The 26,274-nt window shown below is 64.1% G+C and carries 31 protein-coding genes, 2 pseudogenes and 1 riboswitch; of the genes and pseudogenes, 24 read left to right on the top strand and 9 right to left on the bottom strand.

From position 1 onward, the window contains the following. Positions 1 to 8 precede the first annotated feature (8 nt). From IVB19_RS10035 to IVB19_RS10010, 6 genes are all read left to right on the top strand, one after another. Entirely contained in the window at positions 9 to 260 is a 252-nt protein-coding gene (locus IVB19_RS10035; RefSeq protein ID WP_007594646.1) for an exodeoxyribonuclease VII small subunit, read from the top strand. 222 nt (positions 261 to 482) lie between these two features. Further along, entirely contained in the window at positions 483 to 683 is a 201-nt protein-coding gene (locus tag IVB19_RS10030; RefSeq protein WP_085361378.1) for a hypothetical protein, read from the top strand. A 175-nt stretch (positions 684 to 858) separates the two neighbouring features. Then, positions 859 to 2,787, top strand: coding sequence for a 1-deoxy-D-xylulose-5-phosphate synthase (gene dxs, locus IVB19_RS10025; protein WP_026233122.1), 1,929 nt, complete (start codon positions 859 to 861; stop codon positions 2,785 to 2,787). A gap of 33 nt (positions 2,788 to 2,820) precedes the next feature. Then, entirely contained in the window at positions 2,821 to 3,375 is a 555-nt protein-coding gene (locus IVB19_RS10020) for a nucleoside 2-deoxyribosyltransferase (protein WP_018456259.1), read from the top strand. 26 nt (positions 3,376 to 3,401) lie between these two features. Continuing rightward, positions 3,402 to 4,136, top strand: coding sequence for a TlyA family RNA methyltransferase (locus tag IVB19_RS10015; protein ID WP_026233121.1), 735 nt, complete (start codon positions 3,402 to 3,404; stop codon positions 4,134 to 4,136). After that, a complete protein-coding gene (locus IVB19_RS10010) occupies positions 4,129 to 5,376 on the top strand; it encodes a class I SAM-dependent RNA methyltransferase (protein ID WP_247821353.1) in 1,248 nt (415 codons plus the stop codon). Before IVB19_RS10015 ends, IVB19_RS10010 begins: the two co-directional genes overlap by 8 nt. Here the strand turns inward: IVB19_RS10010 and IVB19_RS10005 are convergent, their stop codons facing one another. Next, entirely contained in the window at positions 5,377 to 5,976 is a 600-nt protein-coding gene (locus IVB19_RS10005; protein ID WP_018456256.1) for a hypothetical protein, read from the bottom strand. Between the two features lie 168 nt (positions 5,977 to 6,144). Here IVB19_RS10005 and IVB19_RS10000 point away from each other — a divergent pair. The 7 genes and pseudogenes from IVB19_RS10000 to IVB19_RS09970 all read left to right on the top strand — a co-directional run. Further along, positions 6,145 to 6,891 (top strand): annotated as a pseudogene (locus tag IVB19_RS10000) (class I SAM-dependent methyltransferase); the annotation flags it as partial. Positions 6,892 to 6,978: 87 nt separating this feature from the next. Then, entirely contained in the window at positions 6,979 to 7,401 is a 423-nt protein-coding gene (tnpA, locus tag IVB19_RS09995) for an IS66-like element accessory protein TnpA (protein WP_247282116.1), read from the top strand. Then, the gene (gene tnpB, locus IVB19_RS09990) at positions 7,395 to 7,748 is read left to right on the top strand and encodes an IS66 family insertion sequence element accessory protein TnpB (RefSeq protein ID WP_247282115.1); all 354 of its coding nucleotides are present in this window, start codon (positions 7,395 to 7,397) and stop codon (positions 7,746 to 7,748) included. The genes tnpA and tnpB overlap by 7 nt, the downstream gene beginning before the upstream one ends. A gap of 51 nt (positions 7,749 to 7,799) precedes the next feature. Beyond that, positions 7,800 to 9,365: an IS66 family transposase gene (tnpC, locus tag IVB19_RS09985; RefSeq protein ID WP_247476114.1), complete on the top strand. Its 1,566-nt coding sequence runs from the start codon at positions 7,800 to 7,802 to the stop codon at positions 9,363 to 9,365. Then, entirely contained in the window at positions 9,362 to 9,964 is a 603-nt protein-coding gene (locus IVB19_RS09980; protein WP_247365006.1) for a plasmid pRiA4b ORF-3 family protein, read from the top strand. Before tnpC ends, IVB19_RS09980 begins: the two co-directional genes overlap by 4 nt. A gap of 38 nt (positions 9,965 to 10,002) precedes the next feature. Then, a pseudogene (locus IVB19_RS09975) lies at positions 10,003 to 10,326 on the top strand (SAM-dependent methyltransferase); the annotation flags it as partial. Between the two features lie 405 nt (positions 10,327 to 10,731). Next, positions 10,732 to 11,115 (top strand): hypothetical protein, encoded by a 384-nt coding sequence (locus tag IVB19_RS09970; RefSeq protein WP_247821351.1) that lies wholly within the window; start codon positions 10,732 to 10,734, stop codon positions 11,113 to 11,115. A 4-nt stretch (positions 11,116 to 11,119) separates the two neighbouring features. On the opposite strand, the gene IVB19_RS09965 is transcribed toward IVB19_RS09970, so the two are convergent. Then, positions 11,120 to 11,752, bottom strand: a complete 633-nt coding sequence (locus IVB19_RS09965; protein WP_018456252.1) for a hypothetical protein — start codon at positions 11,750 to 11,752, stop codon at positions 11,120 to 11,122. A gap of 175 nt (positions 11,753 to 11,927) precedes the next feature. Beyond that, on the bottom strand, positions 11,928 to 12,812 hold the full coding sequence (locus IVB19_RS09960) for a DUF1194 domain-containing protein (RefSeq protein WP_018456251.1): 885 nt from the start codon (positions 12,810 to 12,812) through the stop codon (positions 11,928 to 11,930). A 286-nt stretch (positions 12,813 to 13,098) separates the two neighbouring features. Next, positions 13,099 to 13,176: riboswitch (Fluoride riboswitch) on the top strand. 126 nt (positions 13,177 to 13,302) lie between these two features. Between IVB19_RS09960 and IVB19_RS09955 the strand changes: the two genes are divergently transcribed. From IVB19_RS09955 to IVB19_RS09920, 8 genes are all read left to right on the top strand, one after another. Beyond that, on the top strand, positions 13,303 to 14,511 hold the full coding sequence (locus IVB19_RS09955) for an MFS transporter (protein ID WP_085384122.1): 1,209 nt from the start codon (positions 13,303 to 13,305) through the stop codon (positions 14,509 to 14,511). Positions 14,512 to 14,518: 7 nt separating this feature from the next. Then, a complete protein-coding gene (gene crcB / locus IVB19_RS09950) occupies positions 14,519 to 14,917 on the top strand; it encodes a fluoride efflux transporter CrcB (protein ID WP_162847276.1) in 399 nt (132 codons plus the stop codon). Between the two features lie 6 nt (positions 14,918 to 14,923). Then, positions 14,924 to 15,352: a fluoride efflux transporter CrcB gene (gene crcB, locus IVB19_RS09945; RefSeq protein WP_247821350.1), complete on the top strand. Its 429-nt coding sequence runs from the start codon at positions 14,924 to 14,926 to the stop codon at positions 15,350 to 15,352. Between the two features lie 2 nt (positions 15,353 to 15,354). Further along, positions 15,355 to 15,696, top strand: a complete 342-nt coding sequence (locus IVB19_RS09940) for a putative PII-like signaling protein (RefSeq protein WP_007594670.1) — start codon at positions 15,355 to 15,357, stop codon at positions 15,694 to 15,696. Between the two features lie 45 nt (positions 15,697 to 15,741). Beyond that, positions 15,742 to 16,047, top strand: coding sequence for an ATP-dependent Clp protease adapter ClpS (clpS, locus tag IVB19_RS09935; protein ID WP_007594672.1), 306 nt, complete (start codon positions 15,742 to 15,744; stop codon positions 16,045 to 16,047). A 178-nt stretch (positions 16,048 to 16,225) separates the two neighbouring features. Further along, on the top strand, positions 16,226 to 16,420 hold the full coding sequence (locus IVB19_RS09930) for a hypothetical protein (RefSeq protein ID WP_219678576.1): 195 nt from the start codon (positions 16,226 to 16,228) through the stop codon (positions 16,418 to 16,420). 189 nt (positions 16,421 to 16,609) lie between these two features. Beyond that, positions 16,610 to 16,861, top strand: a complete 252-nt coding sequence (locus IVB19_RS09925; protein ID WP_247565638.1) for a hypothetical protein — start codon at positions 16,610 to 16,612, stop codon at positions 16,859 to 16,861. Positions 16,862 to 16,922: 61 nt separating this feature from the next. Next, entirely contained in the window at positions 16,923 to 18,092 is a 1,170-nt protein-coding gene (locus IVB19_RS09920; protein WP_026233117.1) for a sensor histidine kinase, read from the top strand. 44 nt (positions 18,093 to 18,136) lie between these two features. On the opposite strand, the gene IVB19_RS09915 is transcribed toward IVB19_RS09920, so the two are convergent. The 4 genes from IVB19_RS09915 to fabI form a co-directional block, all read right to left on the bottom strand. Further along, positions 18,137 to 19,327, bottom strand: coding sequence for an adenylate/guanylate cyclase domain-containing protein (locus tag IVB19_RS09915; RefSeq protein WP_018456244.1), 1,191 nt, complete (start codon positions 19,325 to 19,327; stop codon positions 18,137 to 18,139). A gap of 80 nt (positions 19,328 to 19,407) precedes the next feature. Next, positions 19,408 to 20,496 carry a chorismate synthase gene (aroC, locus tag IVB19_RS09910; RefSeq protein ID WP_018456243.1) on the bottom strand — a complete coding sequence of 363 codons (1,089 nt, stop codon included), beginning with the start codon at positions 20,494 to 20,496 and terminating at the stop codon, positions 19,408 to 19,410. A gap of 165 nt (positions 20,497 to 20,661) precedes the next feature. Then, a complete protein-coding gene (locus IVB19_RS09905; protein ID WP_018456242.1) occupies positions 20,662 to 21,261 on the bottom strand; it encodes a histidine phosphatase family protein in 600 nt (199 codons plus the stop codon). A 14-nt stretch (positions 21,262 to 21,275) separates the two neighbouring features. Further along, positions 21,276 to 22,091 carry an enoyl-ACP reductase FabI gene (fabI, locus tag IVB19_RS09900; RefSeq protein WP_026233116.1) on the bottom strand — a complete coding sequence of 272 codons (816 nt, stop codon included), beginning with the start codon at positions 22,089 to 22,091 and terminating at the stop codon, positions 21,276 to 21,278. Between the two features lie 172 nt (positions 22,092 to 22,263). Here fabI and IVB19_RS09895 point away from each other — a divergent pair, with 172 nt between their 5' ends. Together IVB19_RS09895 and IVB19_RS09890 are read left to right on the top strand one after the other, a co-directional pair. After that, the gene (locus tag IVB19_RS09895) at positions 22,264 to 22,752 is read left to right on the top strand and encodes a sigma-70 family RNA polymerase sigma factor (protein ID WP_007594679.1); all 489 of its coding nucleotides are present in this window, start codon (positions 22,264 to 22,266) and stop codon (positions 22,750 to 22,752) included. 106 nt (positions 22,753 to 22,858) lie between these two features. After that, positions 22,859 to 23,629, top strand: a complete 771-nt coding sequence (locus IVB19_RS09890) for an anti-sigma factor family protein (RefSeq protein ID WP_085352549.1) — start codon at positions 22,859 to 22,861, stop codon at positions 23,627 to 23,629. Positions 23,630 to 23,951: 322 nt separating this feature from the next. Here the strand turns inward: IVB19_RS09890 and IVB19_RS09885 are convergent, their stop codons facing one another. Next, complete coding sequence (locus tag IVB19_RS09885; RefSeq protein ID WP_247821349.1) at positions 23,952 to 24,914, bottom strand: DnaJ C-terminal domain-containing protein; 963 nt, start codon at positions 24,912 to 24,914, stop codon at positions 23,952 to 23,954. Between the two features lie 109 nt (positions 24,915 to 25,023). Beyond that, positions 25,024 to 25,431, bottom strand: coding sequence for an RT0821/Lpp0805 family surface protein (locus tag IVB19_RS09880; RefSeq protein WP_018456237.1), 408 nt, complete (start codon positions 25,429 to 25,431; stop codon positions 25,024 to 25,026). 113 nt (positions 25,432 to 25,544) lie between these two features. Between IVB19_RS09880 and pdxH the strand changes: the two genes are divergently transcribed. Next, positions 25,545 to 26,186 carry a pyridoxamine 5'-phosphate oxidase gene (gene pdxH, locus IVB19_RS09875; RefSeq protein ID WP_018456236.1) on the top strand — a complete coding sequence of 214 codons (642 nt, stop codon included), beginning with the start codon at positions 25,545 to 25,547 and terminating at the stop codon, positions 26,184 to 26,186. The last annotated feature ends 88 nt before the right edge of the window (positions 26,187 to 26,274 follow it).

The following is a 26,274-nucleotide window of genomic DNA, read 5'->3' as shown; positions in this document are numbered from 1 at the left end:
AAACTTATATGGCCGAAAATACCCAAATCGACATCTCCAGGCTGACCTTCGAACGCGCCATCGAGGAGCTCGAAACGATCGTGAAACGGCTCGAGGACGGCAAGGTGCCGCTCGAGGAATCCGTGACGATCTACGAGCGCGGCGAGGCCCTGAAGCGCCGCTGCGAGGAGTTGCTGCGCCAGGCCGAGGCGCGCGTCGACAAAATCACCACCGATGCCAGCGGCCAGGCGACCGGCACCGCGCCGCTCGACGTCCAGTAAGGGCCGCCTTCAAAGCCGCCTATCTCACGCAGCGCGCACCGGCAATTTTTCATGATCGCACGCCGCCGTCGGCGTTGCTGCTGCTTGATTCCAGGGAACCGGCGCTCCGGAGATTATGGAACCTCCCTCAGAGCGCTCCTCGCCCTCCTGAATCCGGCCTAAAAATAGCTTCCCCACGCGAAAAACCTTGCCGAGGAACCGGGCTAGCTTGGAACCCTTCCGATGGCGCCAGGATTAACCACTCTGGCCCGCGGGTTGCAGGTGCATGCCCGTAATCGGGCCCAGCGGGTTGGCTTTGGCCCAAGCTTTGGTGTAAAGCTGCGCGGAGTGTGGCTTTTTGTAAGCCTTGCGTGGGCACTGATTACCGACGACAAGCGCTTCAAACTGCTGATGAATTGGCTGGGATGGACGAAGCCGATCTAAGTGACAGGGATCACAGAGACTGAACCGGAGAGCACTTAAGCTCACCTAAGCTTGAAGACGGGGCTTTGCCCCATGCAGGTGGCTCCGACGGTTTAAGGACTCGCGCTGCGCCGATATTGAGCAAACCCATCGCGCGCCGGAACGATCTTCCGGCGCTGACAAATTGGAAATCGCCGTGAACGCATATAGTAAAACGCCGCTTCTCGACACCATCCGGACGCCGGACGACCTGCGCAAACTCAAGGTCGAGCAGGTTCGCCAGGTCGCCGACGAGCTGCGTCAGGAGACCATCGATGCCGTCTCGGTGACCGGCGGTCACTTCGGCGCAGGCCTCGGTGTGGTCGAGCTCACCACTGCAATCCATTACGTCTTCGACACCCCGCGCGACCGGCTGATCTGGGACGTCGGCCACCAGGCCTATCCGCACAAGATCCTCACCGGCCGGCGCGATCGCATCCGCACGCTGCGCACCGGCGGCGGCCTGTCCGGCTTCACCAAGCGCAGCGAGAGCGATTACGATCCGTTCGGCGCCGCGCATTCCTCGACCTCGATCTCCGCCGGCCTCGGCATGGCGGTCGCGCGCGACCTCTCCGGCGGCAAGAACAACGTTATCGCCGTCATCGGTGACGGCGCGATGTCGGCGGGCATGGCCTATGAGGCCATGAACAATGCGGGGGCGATGAACTCGCGCCTGATCGTCATCCTCAACGACAACGACATGTCGATCGCGCCGCCGGTCGGCGCGATGAGCGCCTATCTGTCGCGGCTCTACTCGGGCAAGACCTATCGCACGCTGCGCGATGTGGCCAAGCAGATCAACCAGCGCCTGCCCAAGATCCTCGCGAACCGAGCCAACCGCGTCGAGGAATATTCCCGCGGCTTCATGATGGATGGCGGCACGCTGTTCGAGGAGCTCGGCTTCTATTACGTGGGCCCGATCGACGGCCACAACCTCGACCATCTCCTGCCGGTGCTGAAGAACGTGCGCGACATGGAGACCGGCCCGATCCTGCTCCACGTCGTGACGCAGAAGGGCAAGGGCTACGGCCCGGCGGAAGCCTCCGCCGACAAGTACCACGCGGTCGTCAAGTTCGACGTCGCGACCGGCACCCAGGCCAAGTCCAAGCCGAACGCGCCGGCCTATCAGAACGTATTCGGCCAGAGCCTCGTCAAGGAAGCGGAGAAGGACGACAAGATCGTCGCCATCACCGCGGCCATGCCTTCCGGCACCGGCGTCGACATCTTCAACAAGGCGTTCCCGGACCGCACCTTCGACGTCGGCATCGCCGAGCAGCACGCAGTGACGTTCGCCGCCGGTCTCGCCACCGAGGGCTACAAGCCGTTCTGCGCGATCTACTCGACGTTCCTGCAGCGCGGCTACGACCAGATCGTGCATGACGTCGCGATCCAGAGCCTGCCGGTTCGCTTCGCCATCGACCGCGCCGGCCTCGTCGGCGCCGACGGCGCCACCCATGCCGGTTCGTTCGACAACGCCTATCTCGGTTGTCTGCCGAACATGGTGATCATGGCCGCGTCCGATGAAGCCGAGCTGGTGCACATGGTTGCAACCCAGGTCGCGATCAATGATCGTCCGAGCTCGCTGCGCTATCCGCGCGGCGAAGGCCGAGGCATCGAGATGCCCGAAGTCGGCATTCCGCTCGAGATCGGCAAGGGCCGCATCGTCCGCCAGGGCAGCAAGATCGCCCTGCTCTCCTTCGGCACGCGCCTCGCCGAATGCGAGAAGGCCGCCGACGAGCTTGCAGCCCACGGCCTTTCGACCACGATCGCTGATGCGCGCTTCATGAAACCGCTGGACACCGAGCTCGTGCTCAAGCTCGCGCGCGACCACGAGATCCTGATCACGATCGAGGAAGGCTCGGTCGGCGGTTTCGGCTCGCATGTCGCGCAATATCTGACCGATCAGGGCGCGCTCGACAGCGGCCTGGTGCGGTTCCGCACCATGGTGCTGCCCGACGTGTTCCAGGACCACGACACCCCGGCGGCGATGTACGGTCGTGCCGGTCTCGACGCCAAGGGCATCGTCGCCAAGGTGTTCGAGGCGCTCGGCAAGGACGTCAAGGCCGAGACGGTCAAGCTCGCCTGATAGCGAGCTTCGACCTTCCGCGAAGCAGCTGTGATGAAAATCTATCTGGCAGGCCCCGACGTGTTCCTGCCAGATGCGGTCGAGATCGGCCGGCACAAAGTCGCGGTCTGTGCCGCGCACGGCGTCACCGGCCTCTATCCCCTCGACAACGAAATCGACCTCGCCGCGCCCGACGCCTCGCGGCAGATCTTTTGCGGCAACGAGGCGATGATGGACGCGGCCGATGCGATCATCGCCAACCTCACGCCGTTCCGCGGCGCCGGCGCCGATCCCGGCACCGTCTACGAGCTCGGCTACATGGCCGGCCGCCGCAAGTTCTGCCTCGCCTATTCCAATGACGGTGCCGCCTATGCCGACCGTGTCAGTCGCTTCATGGACGTGACGTCCGAAGACGGACGGCTGGTCGACGCGCAGGGGCTGACGGTCGAGGATTTTGGCCTCGTCGACAATCTCATGATGATCCACGCGCTGGAGCTGCATGGCTGCCCGCTGGTGACGCCGGCGCAGATGCCGATCGACGTCTGGCACGATCTGGCCGCGTTCGAGGCTTGCGTCCGGATGGCGGCCGCGCGATTGATCGCTACATAAGCGCCTCAGGCGTCTTCGGAGAGATGATGTCCCCTGCCCGCAAGCGCGCGGATGTTCTGCTGGTCGAGCGCGGCCTGTTCGAGAGCCGGGCGCGGGCGCGCGCGGCGATCGAGGCCGGGCTCGTCACCGCCGACGACAAGCAGGTCGCAAAGCCGTCGGAGACCATCGCCGAGGACGCCGTGATCCAGGCCGAGCCCGCGCACCCCTACGTCTCCCGCGGCGGCGTCAAGCTCGCCGGCGCGCTGGAGCGCTACCCGATCGAGATCGAGGACCATGTCTGCCTCGACGTCGGCGCCTCCACCGGCGGATTCACCGAGGTACTGCTGGCGAATGGCGCGAGCCTCGTCTTTGCCCTCGATGTCGGCACCAGCCAGTTGCATCCCTCGCTGCGCGGTCACGCCAAGATCGTGTCGATGGAAGAGACCGACATCCGCGCCTATGACGGCAAGCGCCTGCCGGCGCGGCCCGATGTCGTCGTGATCGACGTCAGCTTCATCTCGCTCAAGACGGTGCTGCCCATCGCGCTGTCGCTGGCCGCCGCGCCGATGAGCCTGCTGGCGCTGATCAAGCCGCAATTCGAGGCGGACCGGAAGCACAACAAGAAGGGCATCGTCCGCGACGCCGCCGTGCACCGCGAGATCTGCGACGACATCGCCGCCTTTGCTGCCTCGCTCGGCTGCACCGATATCGAGGTGTTCCCGTCGACGATCACCGGCGGCGACGGCAACATCGAATTCTTCCTGGGCGCGCGCCGTGGTTGAGCGCGTGACGATCGATCACGTCGGCCATCGCGGCGACGGCGTCTCGCTCGACGCTGGCGATGCCATCTATGTGCCCTACACGCTCGGCGGCGAGACCGTCGAAGTCGATCATGTCGTCGGTAATCATCCCGACCGCCGCAAGCTGCTGGTAGTGGACGTCGCCAGTCCCGAGCGCGTCGCGCCGTTCTGTCCGCATTTCGGCGTCTGCGGCGGCTGCGCGATCCAGCACTGGGCGACTGAACCGTATCACGCCTGGAAGCGCGGCATCGTGGTCGACACCCTGGCCCAGGCCGGCATCGACTGCGAGGTGACGCCGCTGGTCGACGCTCACGGCGCGGGGCGCAGGCGCATCACGCTGCACGGCCGGTTCGGCACCCATGACATCCTCAAGGTCGGCTTTTCGGCTGCCAGCGCGCACGACGTCATCCCGATTGATCGCTGCCCGATCCTCGATCCCGGGCTCGAGGGTGCACTCGATGCCGGTTGGGCGCTCGCCGAGCTGCTGACGTCCAAAATGCCGGTGACGAAACCGCTGGACATCCAGGTCACCGCGACCGCCAACGGTCTCGATGTCGACGTGCGCGGCTCCGGCCCGCTGCCAACGCCGCTCGTGACGGCGCTGTCGCGCGTGGCCGAGCAGCACCGCCTGGCGCGGCTGACACGGCACGGCGAACTGGTGCTGCAACGCCTGCCACCGACCCTGCAGATGGGCCGCGCCGAGGTGACGCTGCCGCCGGGCTCGTTCCTGCAGGCGACCGTCGCCGGCGAAGAGACGCTCGCGTCGCTGGTCGCCGAGCGCATCGGCAAGGCGAAGAACGTTCTCGATCTCTTCTGCGGCGTTGGTCCGTTCGCGTTGCGACTCGCCGAGAAGGCCCGCGTCACTGCCCATGACAACGACGCCGGCGCCATTACGGCGCTCGCAAAGGCCGCGCGCACGCCGGGTCTCAAGCCGATCAAGGCCGAGCCGCGCGATCTGTTTCGCCGTCCCCTGGTGGCACCGGAGCTGCGCGATTTCGACGCCATCGTGTTCGACCCGCCGCGCCAGGGCGCGCAGGCGCAGGCCTTGAAGCTCGCCGCGAGCAAGGTGCCTGTGGTGGTCGCGGTCTCCTGCAACGTCGCGACCTTTGCCCGCGACGCGCGGCTGCTGATCGATGGCGGGTACAAGATCGACGTAGTCGTGCCGGTGGATCAGTTCCGCCACACGCCGCATGTCGAGCTCGTTGCGAAGTTCACGCGCTAGTTAGCGTCGAAGGCCACTCAACGCCGGCGACTCGCCGGGCAGCATGTTCGATCTGAGATCGCTGTCCATGCGGCCCGAGTCCTGCTGGGTGAACCCGGCCCCAAACGACAGGCTGAGGTTGGAGGTCGGCTTGAACTCGACACCCGCAAATGCGCCGTAGCCGGGCGAGGCGCTGGAGGTGAGCGGCGCAAGCGAGCTGCCAATGCCGCCGCCGTATTTCAGGGTGTCGAACCCGGCAAAGAACGTGACGGGCATGCCGCCCGCGGTCTTGGTGTTGTAGCCGAACTGCGTGCTGTCGTAGGAGAGCGCGCTGAAATTGCCGCTCAGTCCGGCCGGGCTGAGGCCGCTCCAATTGAGATTGCCATGCTGGCTGCCGACAAAGAAGCCGTTCGAATTGCTGCGGCCGCTTGCGTCGCCGCCATTGAAGCTCGGGAAAATGCCGTAGCTATCGGCGCTCTGGCCGGCAACACCGCCGAATCCAAAAGGTCCGCCGGGGATCCAATATTGCAGGGGTGCGGCTTGCGCATGAGCCGGCGCTTCGCCGAGGCAGAGCAGGGCAAGAAAAACCGCGAGACCGCAAGAGGGTGTAAGCCTGAACATTCAAATAACCGTCGAAAAGCTTGCGAATTATACCCACCAGACATCATGAATGCCAGCATAGCGACACCATTCTCCCCCTGAGTTCCGGGATCACGTTTTTCTGCCAATTTGAACTTCCCCCATGCCGGATTGACCCACCTAAGGGGGCGCGTCAGCACGGAGGCTGTCATGGAGGTCAATTCCGACAAGTTGAATGCCTTTATGGGCAAGATGGTCACCGAATTCGGGGCGGCGATGAATGCATCGCTGGTCCTGCTCGGGGACAAGCTCGGTCTCTACCGTACCCTTGCCGCCAAGGGACCGATGAACTCGTCCGAGCTCGCAAGCGCCACCGGGACGGCGGAGCGCTACGTCCGCGAATGGCTCGCGAGTCAGGCGGCGTCCGGCTACATCGAATACGATTCCGCTTCGGCAAAATTCTCGATGCTACCGGAGCAGGCGATGGCGCTTGCCGATGAGGACAGTCCGGTGTTCCTCGGCGCGTTCGGCAATGTCATTGCTTCGGCGTTTCTCGACGAGCCGAAGATCTCGGACGCATTCAAATCCGGCAAGGGCGTCGGCTGGAACCGGCGCAGCGAGTGCCTGTTCTGCGGCACCGCCCGCTTCTTCCGGACCGGGTACATGCATCATCTGGTGCAGGAATGGCTGCCCGCGCTCGACGGCGTCGTGGACAAGCTGAAGCGCGGCGCCAAGGTCGCCGATGTCGGCTGCGGGCACGGCGTCTCGACACGGCTGATGGCGGAAGCCTTCCCGAACTCCCGCTTCTACGGCTTCGACTATCACGAGGGTTCGATCGAGGCCGCGCGAAAGGCGGCCACCGAAGCCGGATTGGGCGACCGGGTCAGCTTCGCTGTTCATTCCGCCAAGACCTATCCGGCCGAGGGCTATGATCTCGTCTGCTTCTTCGATTGCCTGTAAGCGGGGCTGCGAGGCCCACCAGATTGTTTGTGCGTAGACCTGTGAGCGCCGTTAGAAGAGTCATCTTCTGCAAGGGTGCTCACAATGGACGACCATTCGGACGACATAAGACGACCGTTGTCACCGCGCATAGAAGTGTACGCCGGCGGCGGCCGGAAACAGTGGCCAGATGATTTGAAGGCGCAGATTGTCGCGGACAGTCTCGAGCCGGGCGCGATCGTAACAGATGTCGCACGTCGCCATGGCTGCCGGCCCCAGCAGGTGCATGACTGGCGGCGCCGGGCGCGTTTGGGTCAACTGGTGCTGCCAGCTGCGGCGGGTGCACTGTCGTTTGTGCCGTTAGTGTCGGAATCGTCGCCATCGGCGGCTGCAGCTCCCTCCGGGGCGCCGGAAGCAGCCGTTGTGACGGTTGAGCTCCATGGGGCACGAGTTGAGGTGCGAGGGACGCCTGGACTTGCCGTGCTGAGTGATGTGTTTGTTGCGTTGCGCCGGACACGTTCATGCTGACGGCTCCCGCTAACCTCATGATTTACGTTGCGAGCCGACCTGTAGACTTCAGGAAGGGCGCGGATGGTCTGGCGCTGTTGGCGAAGGAGACGCTGGGCCACGATCCGATGAAGGGCGTGGCGGTGGTCTTCCGTGCGAAGCGCGCTGATCGGGTGAAGATCGTGGTCTGGGATGGTAGTGGCCTCGTGCTGTATTGGAAGCGGCTTGAGGGCAGCGCCTTCAAGTGGCCGCCGGTCGTTGACGGCGTCATGCGAATGAACGCCGCGCAGTTGTCCGCGCTTCTGGCCGGCATGGATTGGACACGCATGCATGCGCCTCGAATCCCGCAGCCGAAAGCGCTTGCGTAGGACATAAAATCTTCGCTGCATCGGGGCGCGAAGCATGGCAGACTCGGGCCAATGAGTGATTTGCCTGATGAACTGCCGAGCGATCCAGCCGAGTTGCGTGCCTTTGCCGCGGCTCTGCTGGATCGCTGCGCCAGGCTCGAGCGGTTGCTCAAGCTTGCAAAAGACGCGCAGTTCGGTCGATCGTCGGAAAAGCTTGACGCTGATCAGCTCCAGCTTATTCTGGAGGATATTGATCAGGCTGTCGCGGCTCTCGAAGCAGCCGAGGACCGCGCCAATCCCAAAACACGCGAGAAGAGAGCTGCCGAGCGCAGGGCCAATCGTGGCAAGCTGCCGGAGCATTTGCCGCGCATCATCGAGGACCTGATGCCCGCTGCAACCTGCTGCCCATGCTGCGCAGGCGACCTTTTTGAGATCGGTCACGATGAGAGCCAGAGGCTGGACGTCGTACCGGCGCAGTATCGCGTTATCGTCACCCGCCGCCCCAAACTGGCCTGCCGCGCCTGTCACGGCGTCGTCCTCCAGCATGCTGCTCCCGAGCGATTGATCAGGGGAGGACTGCCGACCGAGCGGCTCGTCGCGCATGTGATCGATGCCAAGTATCATTGGCATTTGCCGCTTTACCGCCAGACGCAGATGCTGGCGACGCACGGTATTGCCATCGACCGTTCCACGCTCGCCTTCTGGGTCGGCTATGCGGCCCAGGAATTGAAGCCCTTGTGGCATCGTCTGCGCCAGCTTCTGCTCGCCTCTCCGAAGCTCTGTGTCGATGAGACCCCGGCGCCGGTGCTGGATCCCGGGCGCGGCAGGACCAAAACCGGCTACTTCTGGGCGCTGTCGCGCGATGACAGGCCTTGGGCCGGGCCTGATCCGCCCGGCGTGGTCTATGCCTATGCACCAGGCCGCGGCGCCGTTCATGGCTTGCGACTGCTCGAAGGCTATCGCGGCATCATCCACTGCGACGGCTATCAGGCTTACAAGACCATGATGCGAGAGACGCGTGCGGACGCCTTGTCCGGGACGCTCGCATTCTGCTGGTCGCATCTCCGGCGCCAGTTTGTGAAGATCGAGCGCGAGGCTTCGCCGGCGCCGGCGCCGGTTGCCCGCGAGGCCCTCGAGCGCATCGCCCAGCTCTACGCGGTCGAGAAAGTCCTCCGTGGCCGATCTGACGCCGAGCGCCGCGCGGGCCGGCAGGCGCATGCCCGGCCGTTGGCTGCAGCCTTGAAGCAGTGGTTTGAGGCGAAGCTTGGTCACCTCGCGCAGAAGAGTGAGACGGCGAAAGCTTTACGCTATGCACTGCGTCATTGGGACGGCTTGACGCTCTACCTTGATGACGGGCGCATCGAAATGGACACCAACGCAGTCGAGCGTGCGATGCGGCCGATCAAGCTCAATGCCAAGAACGCCCTGTTCGCCGGGTGTGACGAGGGTGCTGAGAATTGGGCATTGCTGGCGTCGCTCATTGAGACCTGTAAGCTCAACGGCGTCAGCGCCGAGTATTGGCTTGCCGACGTTCTCGCAAAGCTCGTCAATGGCTGGCCGGCGGCACGGCTGGACGAACTGCTTCCCTGGGCATCCACCTATACGATGCATGCACAAGATCCGAGGCTTGCGGCATGAGCCTCAGCACGACCGCGGTCCGGATCAAGGTGACTCTCAAGGACGTGAAACCGGAGGTGATGCGATGCCTTGTCGTGCCGCTCACGCTGCGCCTTGATCGGCTGCATCTGACGCTTCAGGCGGCGTTTGGCTGGACGAATAGCCATCTCTTCGAGTTCTTCGCTGGTGAGGCACATTGGGGGATTCCCGACCCCGACAATGATTACGGCCACCAGCCCATGGATGCCCGTAAAGCGCGGCTTTGCGATATCGTTCGAGAGACTGGCGCCAAGACGATCCACTATCTCTATGACTTCGGCGACAGCTGGGACCATGTGATCAAGCTCGAAAAATGGTTCGACAACACCACGACGGAGGGCATGCCCTTCCTGCTCGAGGCCGCCGGTCGTTGTCCTCCGGAAGACGTCGGCGGTGCGCCAGGCTATGCCGAATACCTCGACGCCATCAGCGACCCTGCTCATCCGGAGCACGAACATATGCGCCGCTGGGGCCCAGAGCGGTTCGATCCCAACGTAATCGACCGGAAGGCCCTCGAGGCCGCCGTCGACGCGTTGTCCGACACATGGAAACCGCGGCGACGCGCCACGCGAACAAAATAGACGTCAAGCGCCATTCAAAAGGGCCGCAGAGCTACGCTTACGATTGCCTGCATGACATGGGCGATCCCGTCGGCGCCATCGGCCACGTGCGCGAGACCATGGCAAAGGACGGCACCTGCATGCTGGTCGAGCCGTTCGCAGGCGACCGCCTCGAGGACAATCTCAACCCGGTCGGGCGGGTCTATTATGCGGCGTCGACCATGATCTGCACGCCGGCCTCGCTCGACCAGGAGGTGGGCCTCGCACTGGGCGCGCAAGCGGGCGAGGCAAGGCTGCGCAAGGTCGCGCGAGAGGGCGGACTGACGCGCTTCCGCCGCGCCGCTGAAACGCCCTTCAATCTGATTCTGGAGGCGCGGATCTGATCTTCCGATTCCGGCGCGTGGCCGCGGCATATGCCATGCCGATGCTGCAGCCATGCCCGGCGCCGACACCCTCCCTCGCTCGCGCCGCGACATAAGCTGGCGATCGGACAAGGCGACGCGAGTCCGTCATGACGGGAGGACGACGAAGCCGCTCTCCATGAATTTGCGATGGCGCTGAATGGGGGCCGTGGATCATCGGAGGTGCCTGACTGTCCGTTGGCGGACAAAGGGTCGACCTGCTCTATCGCAACGCCGACGCTGTCGAAGTCATCATGGAATCCTGTCGGGCCGGCATCATCACCATGGACTACCAACCCGGCCATCCACACGGCTTCTGCTCGGCGATCTGGATGGGCGAGATCGCATTGCCAACCACTGCGCGATCCGCAAGACCTGATCAACCGGTTGAAATCGATCGCGCTGCCCTACCCGCAACCGTTGCGGAATGCTCTGATCCGGCGCTTCCAGTGGGAAATCCTCTTCGGCATCGAGAATGCGGAGCTTGCGGCCGCACGTAACGAGCAGACCCATTATCGCCGGATGCGTCTACCGGTCGCTGGCCTGCGTTGCGCAGATCGTGTTCGCACTGAACGAGCGCTATCTCATCAACGAGAAGGGTGCGCTATGGAAGCAGCGCGGTTACCGCTGACAATTCCGCATCTGGACGAGCAGGCGACGGAGATCTGGCGACTGATCGGCAATGGCGCTTTGGCGACCGCCTGCGACGTCTTGCGTCAGATCGACCGGCAATTGAAGGCGCTGACGCGGTCCAGCGAGCAGCAGCCGTGATCTGCTACGCCGTCCTGTCCACCGAGGACGATGTATCCGACGGCGGATATTTGGTCACGGGCACCACGAAGGACTTGTTGCGGACCTGGTAGATGATCTTGCCATTCTGCCCGTCGTCGGTCGCAATCTGCGCCTGGCCGAACATGATGACGTTCTTGTAGACGGTGCCGGTGCCCTGACGGGTGACGCCATCTGTGGTGACGCTGACCTGCGCTTCGTTGCCGTTGACAGCGAGCACCCTGAAGCTCGCGCTCTTGCCATTGTCACTGGAATAGCCGCCCCAGCTTCCCATCAGGCGGCTGTCGGAGGCCGGCGGCGCCTGCTTCTCGAGAGTCGCGGTCTGCTTGCCCGCGCCTGCAGATGACAACAGCACCAGACTCTTGCCGTCCTTGGTGCCGACCGTGACCGTGCCGAAGGTGAGAAGCGAACCGGCGACCTCGCCAAAGCCGCGCTCGGTGCGCCCGTTATGGGTGTACTCGACTTGCGCCCGGGCCCCGCGGATGTTCACGACCTTGAAGCTGACGGGCTGGTTGTTGCCAGCCCAATTGCCCTTCCACTCACCGAGCAGGGAGCTCTGGTGATACACTCGCTCGAGAGCGGGAGAAATCTGGCTGGTGCTCGAGGTGACGATGGCCATTGGGTTGCTCGGCGGATGTGTCTGACAGGCCCGCTTCTTTCGCGCCCCGACAGCAACGTCAGAACCTTATCCGGAAACAAATGAAAGCAGCCGATTAGGGCCACGCAACGGTAAACGCATGGTTAAAATTCCATCGCCGGCAAATAGGGCAAAAGGTCTCGTCCGGTGGCCGCGCTCAGCGACCCCAGCGGTCCGACCAGATCTTCTCGCCGATCATGCAGTTCACACGCGGCTCCTTGTCCTTCTCCGCAACCCGCATCACGGGACGCTCCGGCATACGGCCCGCAACCTCCATCAAGAGCTTGGTGCGGATGGCTTCCTTGAACTTATCGCGGTCCTTGATCGTGATGACGAAGGAACCGGGGCCGCCGATGACGCAATCCTCATAGTAGAAATCGAGATTGTCGATATCCATAGTCGAGTAGGAGGGTTCCTTGACCATGATCGGCAGGCCGTTGATGACGATACCCTTCTCGATCGCTGCGTCGCGCGCAATCGTGACCGGAGTGCCATTGTTGTTGGGACCGTCGCCGGAAATGTCGATCACGCGGCGCAAGCCCCGATAGGGATCCTCGTCGAACAGCGGCATCGCGAAACTGATCGCGCCGGAGATCGAGGTGCGCGAGGCACGCCGGATCGGCGTCTTCAGGATTTCGGCGGCGACGGCATCGGCGGTCTCCGGTCCGTCGACCAGCCGCCACGGAATGATGATCTTCTGGTCGGTCGAAGCGGCCCACTCGAAATAGGTCACCGCGATCCGGCCGTTCGGGCCCAGCTTCAGCGCCTGCAGGAATTCCTTCGACTGGATCGCCTGCGCATAGCCTTCACGCTGGACCGCGAGCTCGTCCATGTCCATGGAGTAGGAGACGTCGACGGCGAGGATCAGCTCGACATCGACCGTCTGCGCGTCTCTGTCGGCTGCTTGCCGCTGCGGCTGATTTTTGAGTAGCGCCAGTCTGGGCGACTCAAACTTGGGTCCTGGTGCCGCGATGCCCGCGACGTCCCCTCCGGCGAACATGCCGGTCACCAGCACAGCCCCGATCGAGAACAGCAAGCGCATCGCAGCCTCCCGTCGTATGACCTGATGGTGACATGCAATCGCCTTGCCGCAAAGTCCGAAGATCGCTCGCGCTTCACATTCCGGTTAGGCATTTGCCAGTTAGGCATTTGCAGGCGGAATTGCGAAGCAGTACGCAAAGCGGCCGCGATGTTGCCGCGCTCGCGCCGCTGGACTGCGCGATCGCTGGCGCCGGCATGCCGTCATGTGCGGTCCGCTCCCGGACTGACGGGCCACTGGACAGCGCACCTCGCCCACTTGTCCGGCGCGATTTCCATGTTAGGCTGGCCGGACAGATGGGGATGGAGTCCCCCGACAACCGCCCGGCGGCCTGTGACCGTAGTGGGCTGATGACTCCTGCTTGAGGAGAGGCAATTTCTAGGCCTCTGCCTTCGGCGGGAGCATGGACAAACCCGCCGCCGGCGGGTTTTTTGTTGCCTGGATGAAGGCCGAGGAGAGGTCAAGCAGAGGCCGAGGAGAAGTCCTGGACGTGATGACGACAACACCGAATGCTGCGCGTGCGGGGCTGCCCAGGGGGATCTGGGTGCTCGGTTTCGTCTCGATGCTGATGGACGTCTCTTCCGAGATGATCCACGCGCTGCTGCCGGTCTATCTCGTCACCGTGCTCGGCGCCTCCACGCTCACCGTCGGCTTCATCGAGGGCATTGCCGAGGCGACCGCCTCGATCACGAAGATCTTCTCCGGCGCGTTGTCCGACTGGCTCGGTCGGCGCAAATTGCTCGCTGCGCTCGGCTACGGGCTGGCCGCGCTGACAAAACCGCTGTTCCCGCTTGCCCCCAGCGTCGAATGGCTGGTTGCCGCGCGCTTCATCGATCGCGTCGGCAAGGGCATTCGCGGCGCGCCGCGCGATGCGCTGATCGCCGATATAGCACCTATCGGTCTGCGCGGCGCGAGCTTCGGCCTGCGGCAGTCGCTCGACACCATCGGTGCGTTCGTCGGGCCGCTGATGGCGATCGGCCTGATGTGGTGGACGGCGGACAATTTTACGATGGTGTTCTGGGTGGCCGTGCTGCCGGGCTTCCTGTCGTTCGGACTGATCGCGTTCGCGGTGAGCGAGCCGGAGCCGGACCCCGGCCGGGAGCCGTCAAGGAATCCGCTGAATACCGCTGCGATGCGCCAGCTCGGGTCCGTGTACTGGCGCGTGGTCGCGGTTGGCGTCGTGTTCACGCTGGCACGTTTCAGCGAGGCCTTCCTGATCCTGCGTGCGCAGAATATCGGGCTCAATGCGATGTGGGTGCCGGCCGTGCTGGTGCTGATGAACATCGTCTATGCGTTGTCGGCCTATCCGGCCGGCGTGCTCTCGGACCGGATCAACCGCACCGGCCTGCTCGCGCTCGGCCTCGTCTTCCTCGCCGGCGCCGATCTCGCGCTCGCGCTGCTGCCAAACCTTGGCGGCCTCGCCCTCGGCGTCGTGCTGTGGGGACTGCATATGGGATTGACGCAAGGCCTGCTCTCGGCCCTCGTCGCCGACGCAGCGCCACCGAGCTTGCGCGGCACCGCGTTCGGCTATTTCAACCTGTTCACCGGCCTTGCCTTGCTGGCCGCAAGCGTGATCGCCGGCGCCTTGTGGGATGCCTATGGTCCGGCCGGCACGTTCCTGGCGGGGCTCGGCTTCGCGCTGGTCGCGCTCATGGGACTATTTGCCGTCGGCAACGGGCTGGCAACGGAGGAGAAACGATGACGGGGGGCTGTTCGCCGTGCTGAGCGGAGTGCTTGCGATTATGATCGGCAGCGTGCTGGGCGGCTGTGCGCGCTATTTCATCTCCGGCGCGATCGCGCGGCGGCTGGGCGAGACGTTTCCGTGGGGCACCGTGACCGTCAACGTCACCGGCGCCTTCCTGATCGGCATTTTTGGCGCATTGGCGACCCATCCCGGCTCGGTCTTCGCCGCGCCCGATCCATGGCTGTTCGCGGTCACCGGCTTTCTTGGCTGCTACACCACGGTGTCCTCGTTCAGCCTGCAAACGCTGACGCTGGCGCGCAACGGCGAGGCGATGCACGCGCTCGGGAATCTCGCGGTCTCGGTCGTGCTCTGCCTCGCGGCCGTCAGTTGCGGCTTCCTCCTCGCGGACACTCTGGGAGGCTAGAGGCAGATGAAGTCCCCCTCCTCTGCCGATCGCTGGCGCACCGCGACGCTCTATGCCTGGATTGCCGCCGGCAGCATGGTCGGCGGGCTAACGCGCTATCTGGTCGGGATCGCGCTCGACACCGGCTCCGGCTTCCCGGTCGCGACGCTGTTCATCAACGCCACGGGCTCACTGATCATCGGCTTCTACGCGACGCTGACCGGGCCCGACGGCCGCGTGCTGGCGCGGCCCGAGCACCGGCAGTTCGTCATGACCGGGTTCTGCGGCGGCTACACGACCTTTTCAACCTTCAGCCTGGAGACCTTCCGCCTGTTCCACGGCGGCATGAAATATACGGCGCTCGCCTATATCGCGGCATCCGTCATTTGCTGGCTGGTGTCGGTATGGGCAGGCCATATGATAGCCAGCGGCGCCAACCGCTTGCGAAGGAGCTAATCTTGCAAATCCCCAATCAGGCAGTTTCGCTCCGGATCTTCATTGGCGAGAACGACCATTTCGACGGCAAGCCGCTCTATGAAGCGATCGTGATGACGGCGCGCGAGCGGCATCTGGCCGGCGCTACCGTGCTGCGCGGCCCGATGGGCTTCGGCAAGTCGAGCCGGCTCCACACGTCGAAGATTCTGCGGCTCTCGGAAGACCTGCCGCTGTTGATCGAGATCGTCGACAGCGAGGACAACATCAATGCATTCCTGCCCATCCTGGATGGCATGATGTCGAGCGGCCTGATCACCTTGGAGAAGGTGCAGGTCCTGCAATATGGTGAGAAGGCCGCGCGCTGAGCGCGCGCCGGCAGGAACCCGAGCCCGCCATATCCGGGAGGCGGAATGAACGACACCGTTGCCAAACCTAAAACCAGGACGAAGACCAAGGTCGAGCGGCCGAAGCTGCATAAGGTCATCCTGATCAACGACGACTTTACGCCCCGCGAATTCGTCACGATGATCCTCAAAGCCGAGTTCCGCATGACCGAGGATCAGGCCTACAAGGTCATGATCACGGCCCATAAGCTCGGCGCCTGCGTGGTCGCCGTGTTCACCAAGGACGTCGCAGAGACCAAGGCTACCCGCGCAACGGATGCCGGCCGCACCAAGGGCTATCCCCTGCTGTTCACGACGGAGCCGGAGGAATAGTGGCCCCGGCCCGGCTTTGGTGCTTTTGCGCCTTCTTTCGGATTCAGCGCCGAATCCGCTCTGCCGAATAATGTATCTATTGGCCGTCAACAGGCGCATGGTGAGCCATCACCGGCCCATCACGGCGTCCATCGGTGACTGAGAGAGTCTTTGCGCTCCCGCCAATGCGGAGCGTCCCATGCAAGACACCACCAAGCGCACCATCCCGCTGAGCAATCGCCTTGCCCAATTGGCCGCCGAGGCCCGCCGTCGCGCGGAGATAGCCCCGCCCGGCGTTCAGCGGGAATCGCTGCTCAAAGCGGCGCGATTGAGCGAAACGGCCTCGCACATTCATGATTGGCTGAGTTCGCCAGGCCTGAAGGCGCCGCGCTAGTCGCCAATGCAGCATCGGCCTGCTGACGGAGCGGAAGCCCAAGGCAGCAGTGCCAGTTGAGCGCCGACGCCGCATTGCCGGCAACCGAACTCAAATATAAGTTGTACGTGGTGAACGATATCTTGTTTTGATTGTTGAGATAGCGTTCCCCGAACGCAGCGGGAGCAGCCAACAGCAAAGCAGCCCCCGATGATGAAATCTCTTATCGCCTTCGCGATGTTCGCGCTCCTCGGAGTGTCCGTGATGCTGTTGCCCGGTTTTGCTCCGCAAGTGAAGGCGCGCGAGACAGTCGCTTTGGCGAAGTCGGACCGGCTGGCGAGCCATCCGGTGGCGCGGAATTGCCTGGGCCAGGTCTGGCCGGACTTCGAAGCATCGTGTCTGCGCCGAGGTGAATCCGATGTCAGGATTCATGAAGCTCGTTTGGTGACGGCTCGCCGCTAGACCAACCATCGCAAAGCGCCGGCCGAGCTTGTCGGATGATCCAGGAAAGTGTCGTGCACAGATGTCAACGCCCCCAACCTCCTTGCCGAACGTTCTCGTCGTCGAAGACGAGATGATCCTGCGCATGCGCGCGGTCGATATCGTAGAGGATGCAGGCTTCTGCCCTGTGGAGGCCGTCAACGCCGACGAAGCCATCTCGATCCTCGAGTCGCGGTCGGACATCTCGCTTCTGTTCAGCGACATCCAGATGCCCGGGACCATGGACGGCCTGAAGCTGGCCCACGCGGTGCACGATCGCTGGCCTGCCATCAAGATCGTACTGGTCTCCGGTCAGGTAAAGCCGTCTGAAACCGAAACGCCGGCGGACAGCCGCTTCTTTCGCAAGCCGCTCGCCGTCGACGAAATGATCTCGCAGTTGCAGACGATGATCGGAGCGGGCGCGCTAAAAATCCTTCCGACCACAACGACGGATCCCGGGGAAAACCTTGGGGTTGCTCGATCGCCACAGGAATCGGTTCTGGTGGCGGAGAACGACAATCTGCGCCTGTTGCTGGAACAGGCCGACACCGACGCCAAGGTCCTGCTCGCTCAAGCCGGCATCGAAGCCCACGAACGCGAGGCGGCCGACAAGTTGCAAAAGCTCATCCTCGGAGAGCTGCATCATCGCATCAAGAATACGCTTGCGACGGTGAGCGCAATCGCAGCCCAGAGCTTCCGGGCCGCAATCAATCTCGAGCAAGGCCAAAAAGCCATGGATGGCCGCTTGCTGGCGTTGGGGCGCGCCCACGACCTGTTGATACAGGTCAGCTGGTCCAATGCGAGCCTCACTCATACCCTGAGCGGCGCCACCGATCCCTATGACGGTCAGGGAGGTCGACGATTCCATTTCAATGGGCCGGATCTCCGGATCACATCCGGTGCCGTGATAGCGCTCGCGATGACGTTCAACGAGCTCTGCACCAACACGACGAAGTTCGGCGCACTGTCCAGTTCCTCCGGACATGTCGAGATCGCATGGACGGTGGACGAGATCGAGCAAAGGCTGCGCCTGAAGTGGAGCGAAAGCGGCGGCCCCGTGGTGGCGCCGCCGACACGACGGAGCTACGGCACCCGGATGATCGAGTCGCTCGGCCAGCAACTGAACGGACAGGTGCGGCTGGCCTACGAACCGTCCGGATTTGTCTATCAGCTGGATGTACCGCTGAAGTCGGTGATGGCGTCGAACGCCTGAATTCTGCTCACCAGGCTGACGGCGGCGGACATCCGAGGATGACCTCAGGCCATCACCACCGGCGTCTCCTCCGTCAGCCCGTACACGCGCTGCGCCTTGGAAAAGCCCGCGATCGGGAATTCGCCGAGCTCGTGCCAGTCGTGGCGGCAGACATTGGCGAAGCCTTCTGAGGCCACGACGGTCCGCCCCAGGCGACCCGTGATCTTCTCCAGCCGCGCAGCAAGATTGACCGCGGGGCCAATGCAGGTGAAGTCGAGGCGGTTGCCGCCGCCAATATTGCCGTAGAGGATGTTGCCGACGTGGAGCGCCACGCCGAAGCGGAAGCGCTCGACGACGTCGCCGACAGGATACGCGAGCGCCTCGACACTGGCGCGAGATTCGCGCGCTGCCTCCAGCACCCGCGTGCAGACATGCGCGGCATCGCCGACATATTCGTCGATCGGGAATACCGCGAGCAGGCCGTCGCCCATGAATTTCAGCACCTCGCCGCCATGGCCGCGGATCGCGGCAACCTGGCAGTCGAAATAATGGTTGAGGATCTCGACCACGGTCTCGGCCGGCAGCCGGTCCGACAGTGCCGTGAAGCCGCGCAGATCGGAGAGCCAGATCGCAGCCTGCATGGTGTCGTTGTGGCCGCGGCGGATCTGACCGCCAAGGATGCGCGCGCCGGCACGATTGCCGACATAGGTGTCGAGCAGCATCTCGGCGGTGCGGCGCAGGCTGATGATCTCGGTGATGCGCGCGAGCGGCTTGACGATGGTGTGAATCGCCGCGATGTGTTCATCGGTGAAGCCGCCTGGATGGCGCGTTGTCCAGCTCGTCGCGTGGACCGAGCCGTCGAGAAACTGCATTGGCGTCGCGACGTAGTCGGTTACGCCTTCGGCACGCATATCGTCGAAAAAAGGGAAATGCTTGCTGCCGGGATCGTCCATGCGTCCCCGCACCTCAAGTCCCTGCTCGAACACGACCCGCAGCGGACTTCTGGCGAATTCCGGCGTCTCCAGGATCTCGAAATCGACCGTGCCGATCTCGACCTCCTCGCCTTCCCGCCAGATGAAGTTGCGACCGAAAATTTCGGGATGCAGCGTGCGGATGAAGATGCCGAACCGCCATAGCGGCAGACCGGCTGCAACCATCCGTTCGCAGGCTTCGGCCGTCATCTCGGCCGGGGCCTTCGACGACCAGGCGCCGTCGATCAGCCAGTTGGTGATACGTTGGAGCTCGGAGCTTTCCATGCGCGCATTTGCGGACGAAGTTGTGGGATCGTCAAGCTGCGCGGTGGACTAGTGGCGCGATACAAGCGCCCTGCGGAACGCTAGCGCCCGACCTGGCCGCGGTCGCGCAGGAAATGATCCGCCAACACGCAGGCCATCATGGCTTCGCCGACGGGGACGGCGCGGATGCCGACGCAGGGATCGTGGCGGCCCTTGGTCATGATCTCGGTGTCGGCGCCGTTGCGATCGACGGTGAGACGCGGCTGCAGGATCGACGAGGTCGGCTTGACGGCGAAACGCACCACCACCGGCTGCCCCGTGGAGATGCCGCCCAGCACGCCACCAGCGTGGTTGGACAGAAAACGCGTGCCGTCATTGCCCGTGCGCATCTCGTCGGCATTCTCTTCCCCGGTGAGTTCGGCCGCGCCGAAGCCGGCGCCGATCTCGACGCCCTTCACCGCATTGATGCTCATCATTGCGGCGGCGAGCTCGGCATCGAGCTTGGCGTAGATCGGGGCGCCAAGGCCAGCCGGCACACCTTCGGCGACGACCTCGATCACCGCGCCGATCGAGGAGCCGCTCTTGCGGATGCCGTCGAGATAGGTCTCGAAGAACGCGGCCTTGTCCTTGTCCGGACAGAAGAACGGGTTTTTCGCGATCTCGTCCCAGTCCCATTTCGCGCGGTCGATCTTGTGTGGCCCCATCTGCACCAGCGCGCCGCGCACCTTCACATCGGGCAGCACCTTTCGAGCGATCGCGCCGGCGGCGACGCGCGTCGCGGTCTCGCGCGCCGAGGAGCGGCCGCCGCCGCGATAGTCGCGCAGGCCGTACTTCGCTTCATAGGTAAAGTCAGCGTGGCCAGGCCGAAACTTGTCCTTGATCTCGGAATAGTCTTTTGAGCGCTGGTCGGTGTTCTCGATCAGGAGCCCGATCGGCGTGCCCGTCGTCACCTGCACGCCGGTCTCCGGATGCGCCATCACGCCGGAGAGGATCTTGACCTGGTCCGGCTCCTGACGCTGGGTCGTGAAGCGCGACTGGCCGGGTCGGCGGCGATCAAGATCACCCTGGATGTCGGCCTCGACGAGCGGGATCATGGGCGGGCAGCCGTCGACCACGCAGCCGATCGCCACCCCATGGCTCTCGCCGAAGGTCGTGACGCGGAACATGTGGCCGAAGGTGTTGAAGGACATCCGTATCTAGCTCGTAAGTCAGTGCTGACTTAACTCGCCCTGAAATTGGGGTCAAATGCCTACACGGTCGTCATGGCCGGGCTTGTCCCGCCATCCACGTTCTTGGCCCACAAGCGCAAAAGGGCGCCCCGGGCATGACGGCGCAGGACGCGCAAGCGAACCGGCTTAACTAAACTTCTCCAACCGCCCGTCGCGGAACACGTAGACGGCGCCCTGCTCGATATAAAGTTCGGCGGCGCTCGCCGGCGTCTCCAGGCCGAGTGAAACCATCAGGGCCCGGCAGGTCCCACCATGGGCGACCGCGACGGTGTCGGTCCGGAGTTGGTCGTACCAAGCGCGCACGCGGACCTGCACATCGGCGTAGGTCTCTCCGCCCGCGGGGCCCACCGTCCATTTGTCGGCGAGGCGCCGGGCGTAGATGTCGGGATCGGAGGCCTCGCTCTCGGCCAGCGTCAGTCCTTCCCAGGTGCCGTAGCCGATCTCACGCAGGCGATCGTCGAGCGTATAGCCCGCAGTCGGCAGTTCGAGCTTGCTCCGCGCCAGTTCCATGGTCTCTCGTGCGCGGCCAAGCGGACTCGACACGTAGGGTAATGCGGCCTTGTCGCGGCCCTCGCGCTTGAAGAGATCGGCGAGAATGCCGCCGGCCTGCACCGCCTGACCGCGACCGCGTGCGTTCAGCGGAATGTCCTTGATGCCCTGAAGCCTCCCGAGCGCATTCCACTCGGTCTCGCCGTGGCGAAGGTAATAAATCGTGGGCACAGGCATTGCTGGGTGAAAAGTTAGTCCTTCCCGCCGAACGAAATGTCCGGCGCTTCCGGGCGCTTCATGCCGAGCACGTGATAGCCGGAATCGACGTGGTGCACCTCGCCGGTGACGCCGCGCGAGAGGTCGGAGAGGAAATACAGAGCGCTGCCGCCGACGTCTTCCGTGGAGACGTTGCGCCGCAGCGGTGCGTTGGCCTCGTTCCACTTCAGGATATATCTGAAATCGCCGATACCGGACGCCGCGAGGGTCTTGATCGGCCCCGCGGAGATCGCGTTGACGCGGATATTCTTCTCACCGAGATCGACGGCGAGATAACGCACGCTCGCTTCGAGCGCCGCTTTCGCGACGCCCATGACGTTGTAATGCGGCATCCACTTCTCGGCGCCGTAATAGCTGAGCGTGATGAGCGAGCCACCGTCGGTCATCAGCTTCTCGGCGCGCTGCGCCACCGCCGTGAACGAATAGCAGGAGATCAGCAGGGATTTCGAAAAATTCTCCTGCGTGGTGTCGACGTAGCGGCCGTCGAGTTGCTCGCCATAGGCGATCGCATGCACCAGAAAGTCGATCTTGCCCCACTTCTCCTTCAGCACCGCGAAGGCCGCATCGATGGTCGCAGCATCGGTGACGTCGCAATGGCCGAGCACGAGCCCGCCGATCTCGGCGGCGAGCGGCTCGACGCGCTTCTTCAGCGCATCGCCCTGATAGGTGAAGGCAAGCTCCGCGCCGGCCGCGTGGCATGCCTTGGCAATGCCCCAGGCGATCGAGCGGTTGTTGGCAACGCCGAGGACCACGCCCCGCTTGCCCTGCATCAGACCTGAATTCTGCGCCATTTTGCTAACGTCCCGTCGAGCTCCCGGTGAGGTTTGGAGGTACACCAGCCCTCCGTTGCGGTACAGTCCTAATACGCGGCGTTAACGCTGTTTCAAGCGCCGGAATAGCCGTTCCGCTCGGGTGTTATGATCGTTGTGGCGCTCGCGCCGACATCAGGACGTCAAGACCGCAATGAGTGCGTTTCGCCAGAGTGTTGAAGCCATGATCCCGGCGTTGCGCCGCTACGCCCGCGCGCTCACGCGCGAGGCGGATGCGGCCGACGATCTGGTGCAGGATACGCTGGTGCGGGCGCTGCGTTCGGAGCGTCTGTTCCTCGGAGGCGACGTCAGGAGCTGGCTCTATACGATCCTGACCAACCTCAACAAGAACCGGCGGCGTTCGCTGGCACGACGGCCGCAATTCATGCAGCTGACGGAGAACAACCCGGATGCCAGCGGGACCGAAGCCGAAGGGCGCGATATCGAGAGGGCGCTGGCGACGCTCGTCGAGGAGCAACGCTCGGTGCTGCTCCTGGTGATGCTGGAGGGCATGAGCTACCGCGAGGTCGCCGACATCCAGGGCGTGCCGATCGGCACCGTGATGTCGCGCCTGGCACGCGCCCGCGCCCACGTCAAAGCCTCGCTGGAGGGCGAGCGCCCGGCGCTCAGGCGGGTGAAATGATGGCAGGATTGATGCATCGCGCCGGTCGTTTCTCCTGCATGGCGCGGGAAGCGGCGCAGTTGAACCACGAAGAACATTTTGGGCCGCAGAGCCAGAGACGATCGATATGAACGACCGCAAGATCCCAGTGACCGAGGACGAACTGCACGCCTATGTTGACGGCGAGCTGCCGGCCGAGCGCCGCGCCGATGTCGAGGCCTGGCTTGCCGCGCAGCCCGAGGATGGCGAGCGCGTGCAGTCCTGGCGCGCCATGGCCGAGATGCTGCACGCCCGCTACGATTCCGTCGCCCAGGAGCCGGTGCCGGCGCGGCTCGAGCTCGAACGGCTGGAGCGCCGCCCGCGGCACTGGCTCTATGGCGCCGCCGCGGCTGTGCTGGTGGCCTTCATGGCCGGCGGCACCGCCGGCTGGCTGGCGCACGGTGCCGCCAACGCGCCCTCGACTTTCCAGAGCTTTACGACCGACGCACTCGACGCCCACCGCCTCTATGTCGTCGAGGTTCGCCATCCCGTCGAGGTCGGCGGCAACGAGCGCGACCACCTCCAGGCCTGGCTGACCAGACGCTGCGGCTGGACCGTGTTTGCTCCGAACCTGGAGGCGAGTGGACTAAAGCTCGTCGGCGGCCGGCTCTTGCCGGGGCCGAACGGCCCGGCGTCGTTCCTGATGTATGAGGGCGCCTCGGGCGAGCGGTACACGATCTACACCGCCAAGACCGAGAATGGCGCGACGCAGATGCGGTATGCCAGAACGGACAAGGACGGGGCGCTGTTCTGGTCGGAGCGCGGCGTCGGCTACGTCGTCAGCGGTGGCGGCGACCGGGACCGGCTGACCAAAGTGGCGCAGGCGGTCTACGACCAAGCAGAGAAAAGCGGCACCTAGACAACCACGCAAACGCGGTGCCTCGATTCCGACATTGAAAATTTGGAATGAAGACATCGGCGCGTCTCATTATCGCACCGGATGATCACGCGAAAATGAGCAGCGTTCGATCCGCCGATCGACGCGGGCGGCCTCGATTGGGGTTTTTGGTACCGCGCTGGTCCCCCTCTCGAGGCCGCACCTTTTTATCGGCTGCCCCGCCGGACAGCCGACACGTCGAGCACGTGAGCCAAGAAGGGGTACCACGCCTCGGGCATATGATGAGCATCATCTCGATGCACGACGCTCTCAGTCTTTAGGAGAACCCCTCACACTTTCCGGATCACAGCCCGCTACGTGGATTGTAGGGGCGCTGCTCCCGCCACTTTTCCATCAATGCTTCAAGCTCGGCGTCGTTCCCGTCCGGTAGCATAATCCTGACGGTGACGAAGAGATCCCCGGTTCCACCAGTTTTTGGCAATCCTTTGCCCTTGAGGCGGAAGGTCCGGCCGCTGGAGGTGTTTTGCGGAACCGAAAGCTCCACGGCATTGCCGAGGGTGGGCACGCGGACCTTGCCGCCAAGCACCGCCTCGTAGAGCGTGACCGGCAGGTCGATCCTGAGATCGGCGCCCTCGATCTTGAAGAACGGATGCTGCGCGATGCCGATCGTGATCAGGAGATCGCCCGGCGGATGGCCCTGAGCGCTCTCGCCCTGCCCCCGCAACCGGATCTGCTGGCCTTCGGTCACGCCGGCCGGAATCTTGACGTTGAGCTCCTTGCCGTTCGGCAGCCGGACGCGCTTCTCGCCGCCCTTCACCGCCTCCTCCAGCGAGACGGTCATGGCGACATTGACGTCGAGATCGAGCCCGATCCCGCCGGTGTCGAATTCGAACTGGGCACCGCCGCCGGCCCCTGGGCGCGGACGCGGCCCTCCTCCGAACATGCTGTTGAGGATGTCCTCGAACGCGCCGCCGCCCGGACCAGGGCCCGCGCCGCCACCGCGGAACGTATAGCTCTCGAACCCGCCGGGACCCGCGCGCCCGCGCGGCCCACCGCCGCCGCCCGGAAAACCCTGGAAGCGCGGCTTGCCGTCGGCGTCGATCTCGCCGCGGTCGAATTGCTTGCGCTTGTCCTCGTCGCCGAGGATCTCATTGGCCGTATTGAGCTCAGCGAAGCGCTCGGCCGCCTTCGGGTCGTTCTTGTTGCTGTCGGGATGGTGCTTCTTGGCAAGCTTGCGATAGGCGCTCTTGATCGCGGCAGCGTTGGCGCTCCGCGGCACCCCCAAGACCTCATAGGGGTCGCGCATCCGTCACGTCTCCTTCAAGAAATCGAATTGTTCAAAGGGCTCCCCGCCCCAACTGAGCCTCATGTGGGGGGCGAGTGGTATTTTTGCAACTAGCCTGGTGAAGCGATTCCTAGCTCCGCCACGGCTTTAGCGTATGAATCTCCCAACTGCCACGGCTGCTTTGGCAGCCCGCGCCCTGGAGCCAGCTTTCGGTGCTGCCATTGACGTAGCTCGCCAGGAAGTCGCGGCACTTGCGGCCGTCCTCGGCGGCATAGGATTGCGCGATCGGCGTGACCGAACCGCGCGCCCCGGTTTCCGGATTCTCCCAATGCTGGCTGGAATCCTTATCGTTCTTGCTGAGCACGTCGGAGGCGGCGTTGCGGGCGAAGGCGAGATCGGTCTCTGTCGGTGCCGCCACCCTGGCCGGCATTGCGATCGAGCCGGTAAGGTCGCTGTCATCGGCCTTGGCGTAGGCACTCTTGTCGTTGCGGGAAAAGCTGCAACCGCCGGTGCCGAGTCCGATCAGAATGATCGTCATGACGAAGCCGAACGGCCGGATCGCCGATAGGCCAACGCGTCCCCATACCCTATATAGGGCGGTAGCAGACAACAACGCGTTTTGGACCGCAGGACGCAACTCGGACCCCAGACATGACCGACACGACCTCGATGAAACACCAGACACCCTTAACATCCGGTGATTTCACCGCCGCCGACGAGCCGTTTGCGCTGTTCGAGGCCTGGCTGAACGAAGCCATCAAGAGCGAGCCGAACGATCCGAACGCCATGGCGCTCGCGACCGTCGATCCCGACGGCCTGCCGGACGTGCGCATGGTGCTGATGAAGGGCTTCGATACCGATGGTTTCGTCTTCTACAGCCACATCGCCAGCCAGAAGGGCCGCGAACTCGCCGCAAATCCTAAGGCGGCGTTACTTTTTCACTGGAAGTCGCTGCGCCGTCAGGTCCGCATCCGCGGCAACGTGACGCCGGTGACCGAGGCCGAAGCCGACGCCTATTTCGCCACCCGTCCCAAGCAGGCGCAGATCGGCGCCTGGGCGAGCAAGCAGTCGCAGGAGCTCGAGAGCCGCTTCGCTTTCGAGCAGGCGATCGCCAAGGTCGCCGCCAAGCACATGATCGGCAAGGTGCCGCGTCCGCCGGGCTGGAGCGGCTGGCGTATAACACCGTCGCGTATCGAGTTCTGGCACGACCGCCCGTTCCGCCTGCACGACCGCATTGAATTTCGCCGTGACGCGGCCGGCCAGAAATGGTCCAAGACGCGAATGTATCCCTAGAATTTTGTTCGAGAATGATCCCTTCGGAAAACCGCTGCACAGTTTGCGCTAACGCGGCCCTCCGGGTCCGGATCATGCTCCAGCCTGA

This window comes from Bradyrhizobium sp. 187, assembly GCF_023101005.1.
Lineage (GTDB): Bacteria > Pseudomonadota > Alphaproteobacteria > Rhizobiales > Xanthobacteraceae > Bradyrhizobium > Bradyrhizobium canariense_D.
The sequence above is the reverse complement of the archived record's forward strand: the minus strand, read 5'-3'. Positions and strand labels throughout refer to the sequence as shown.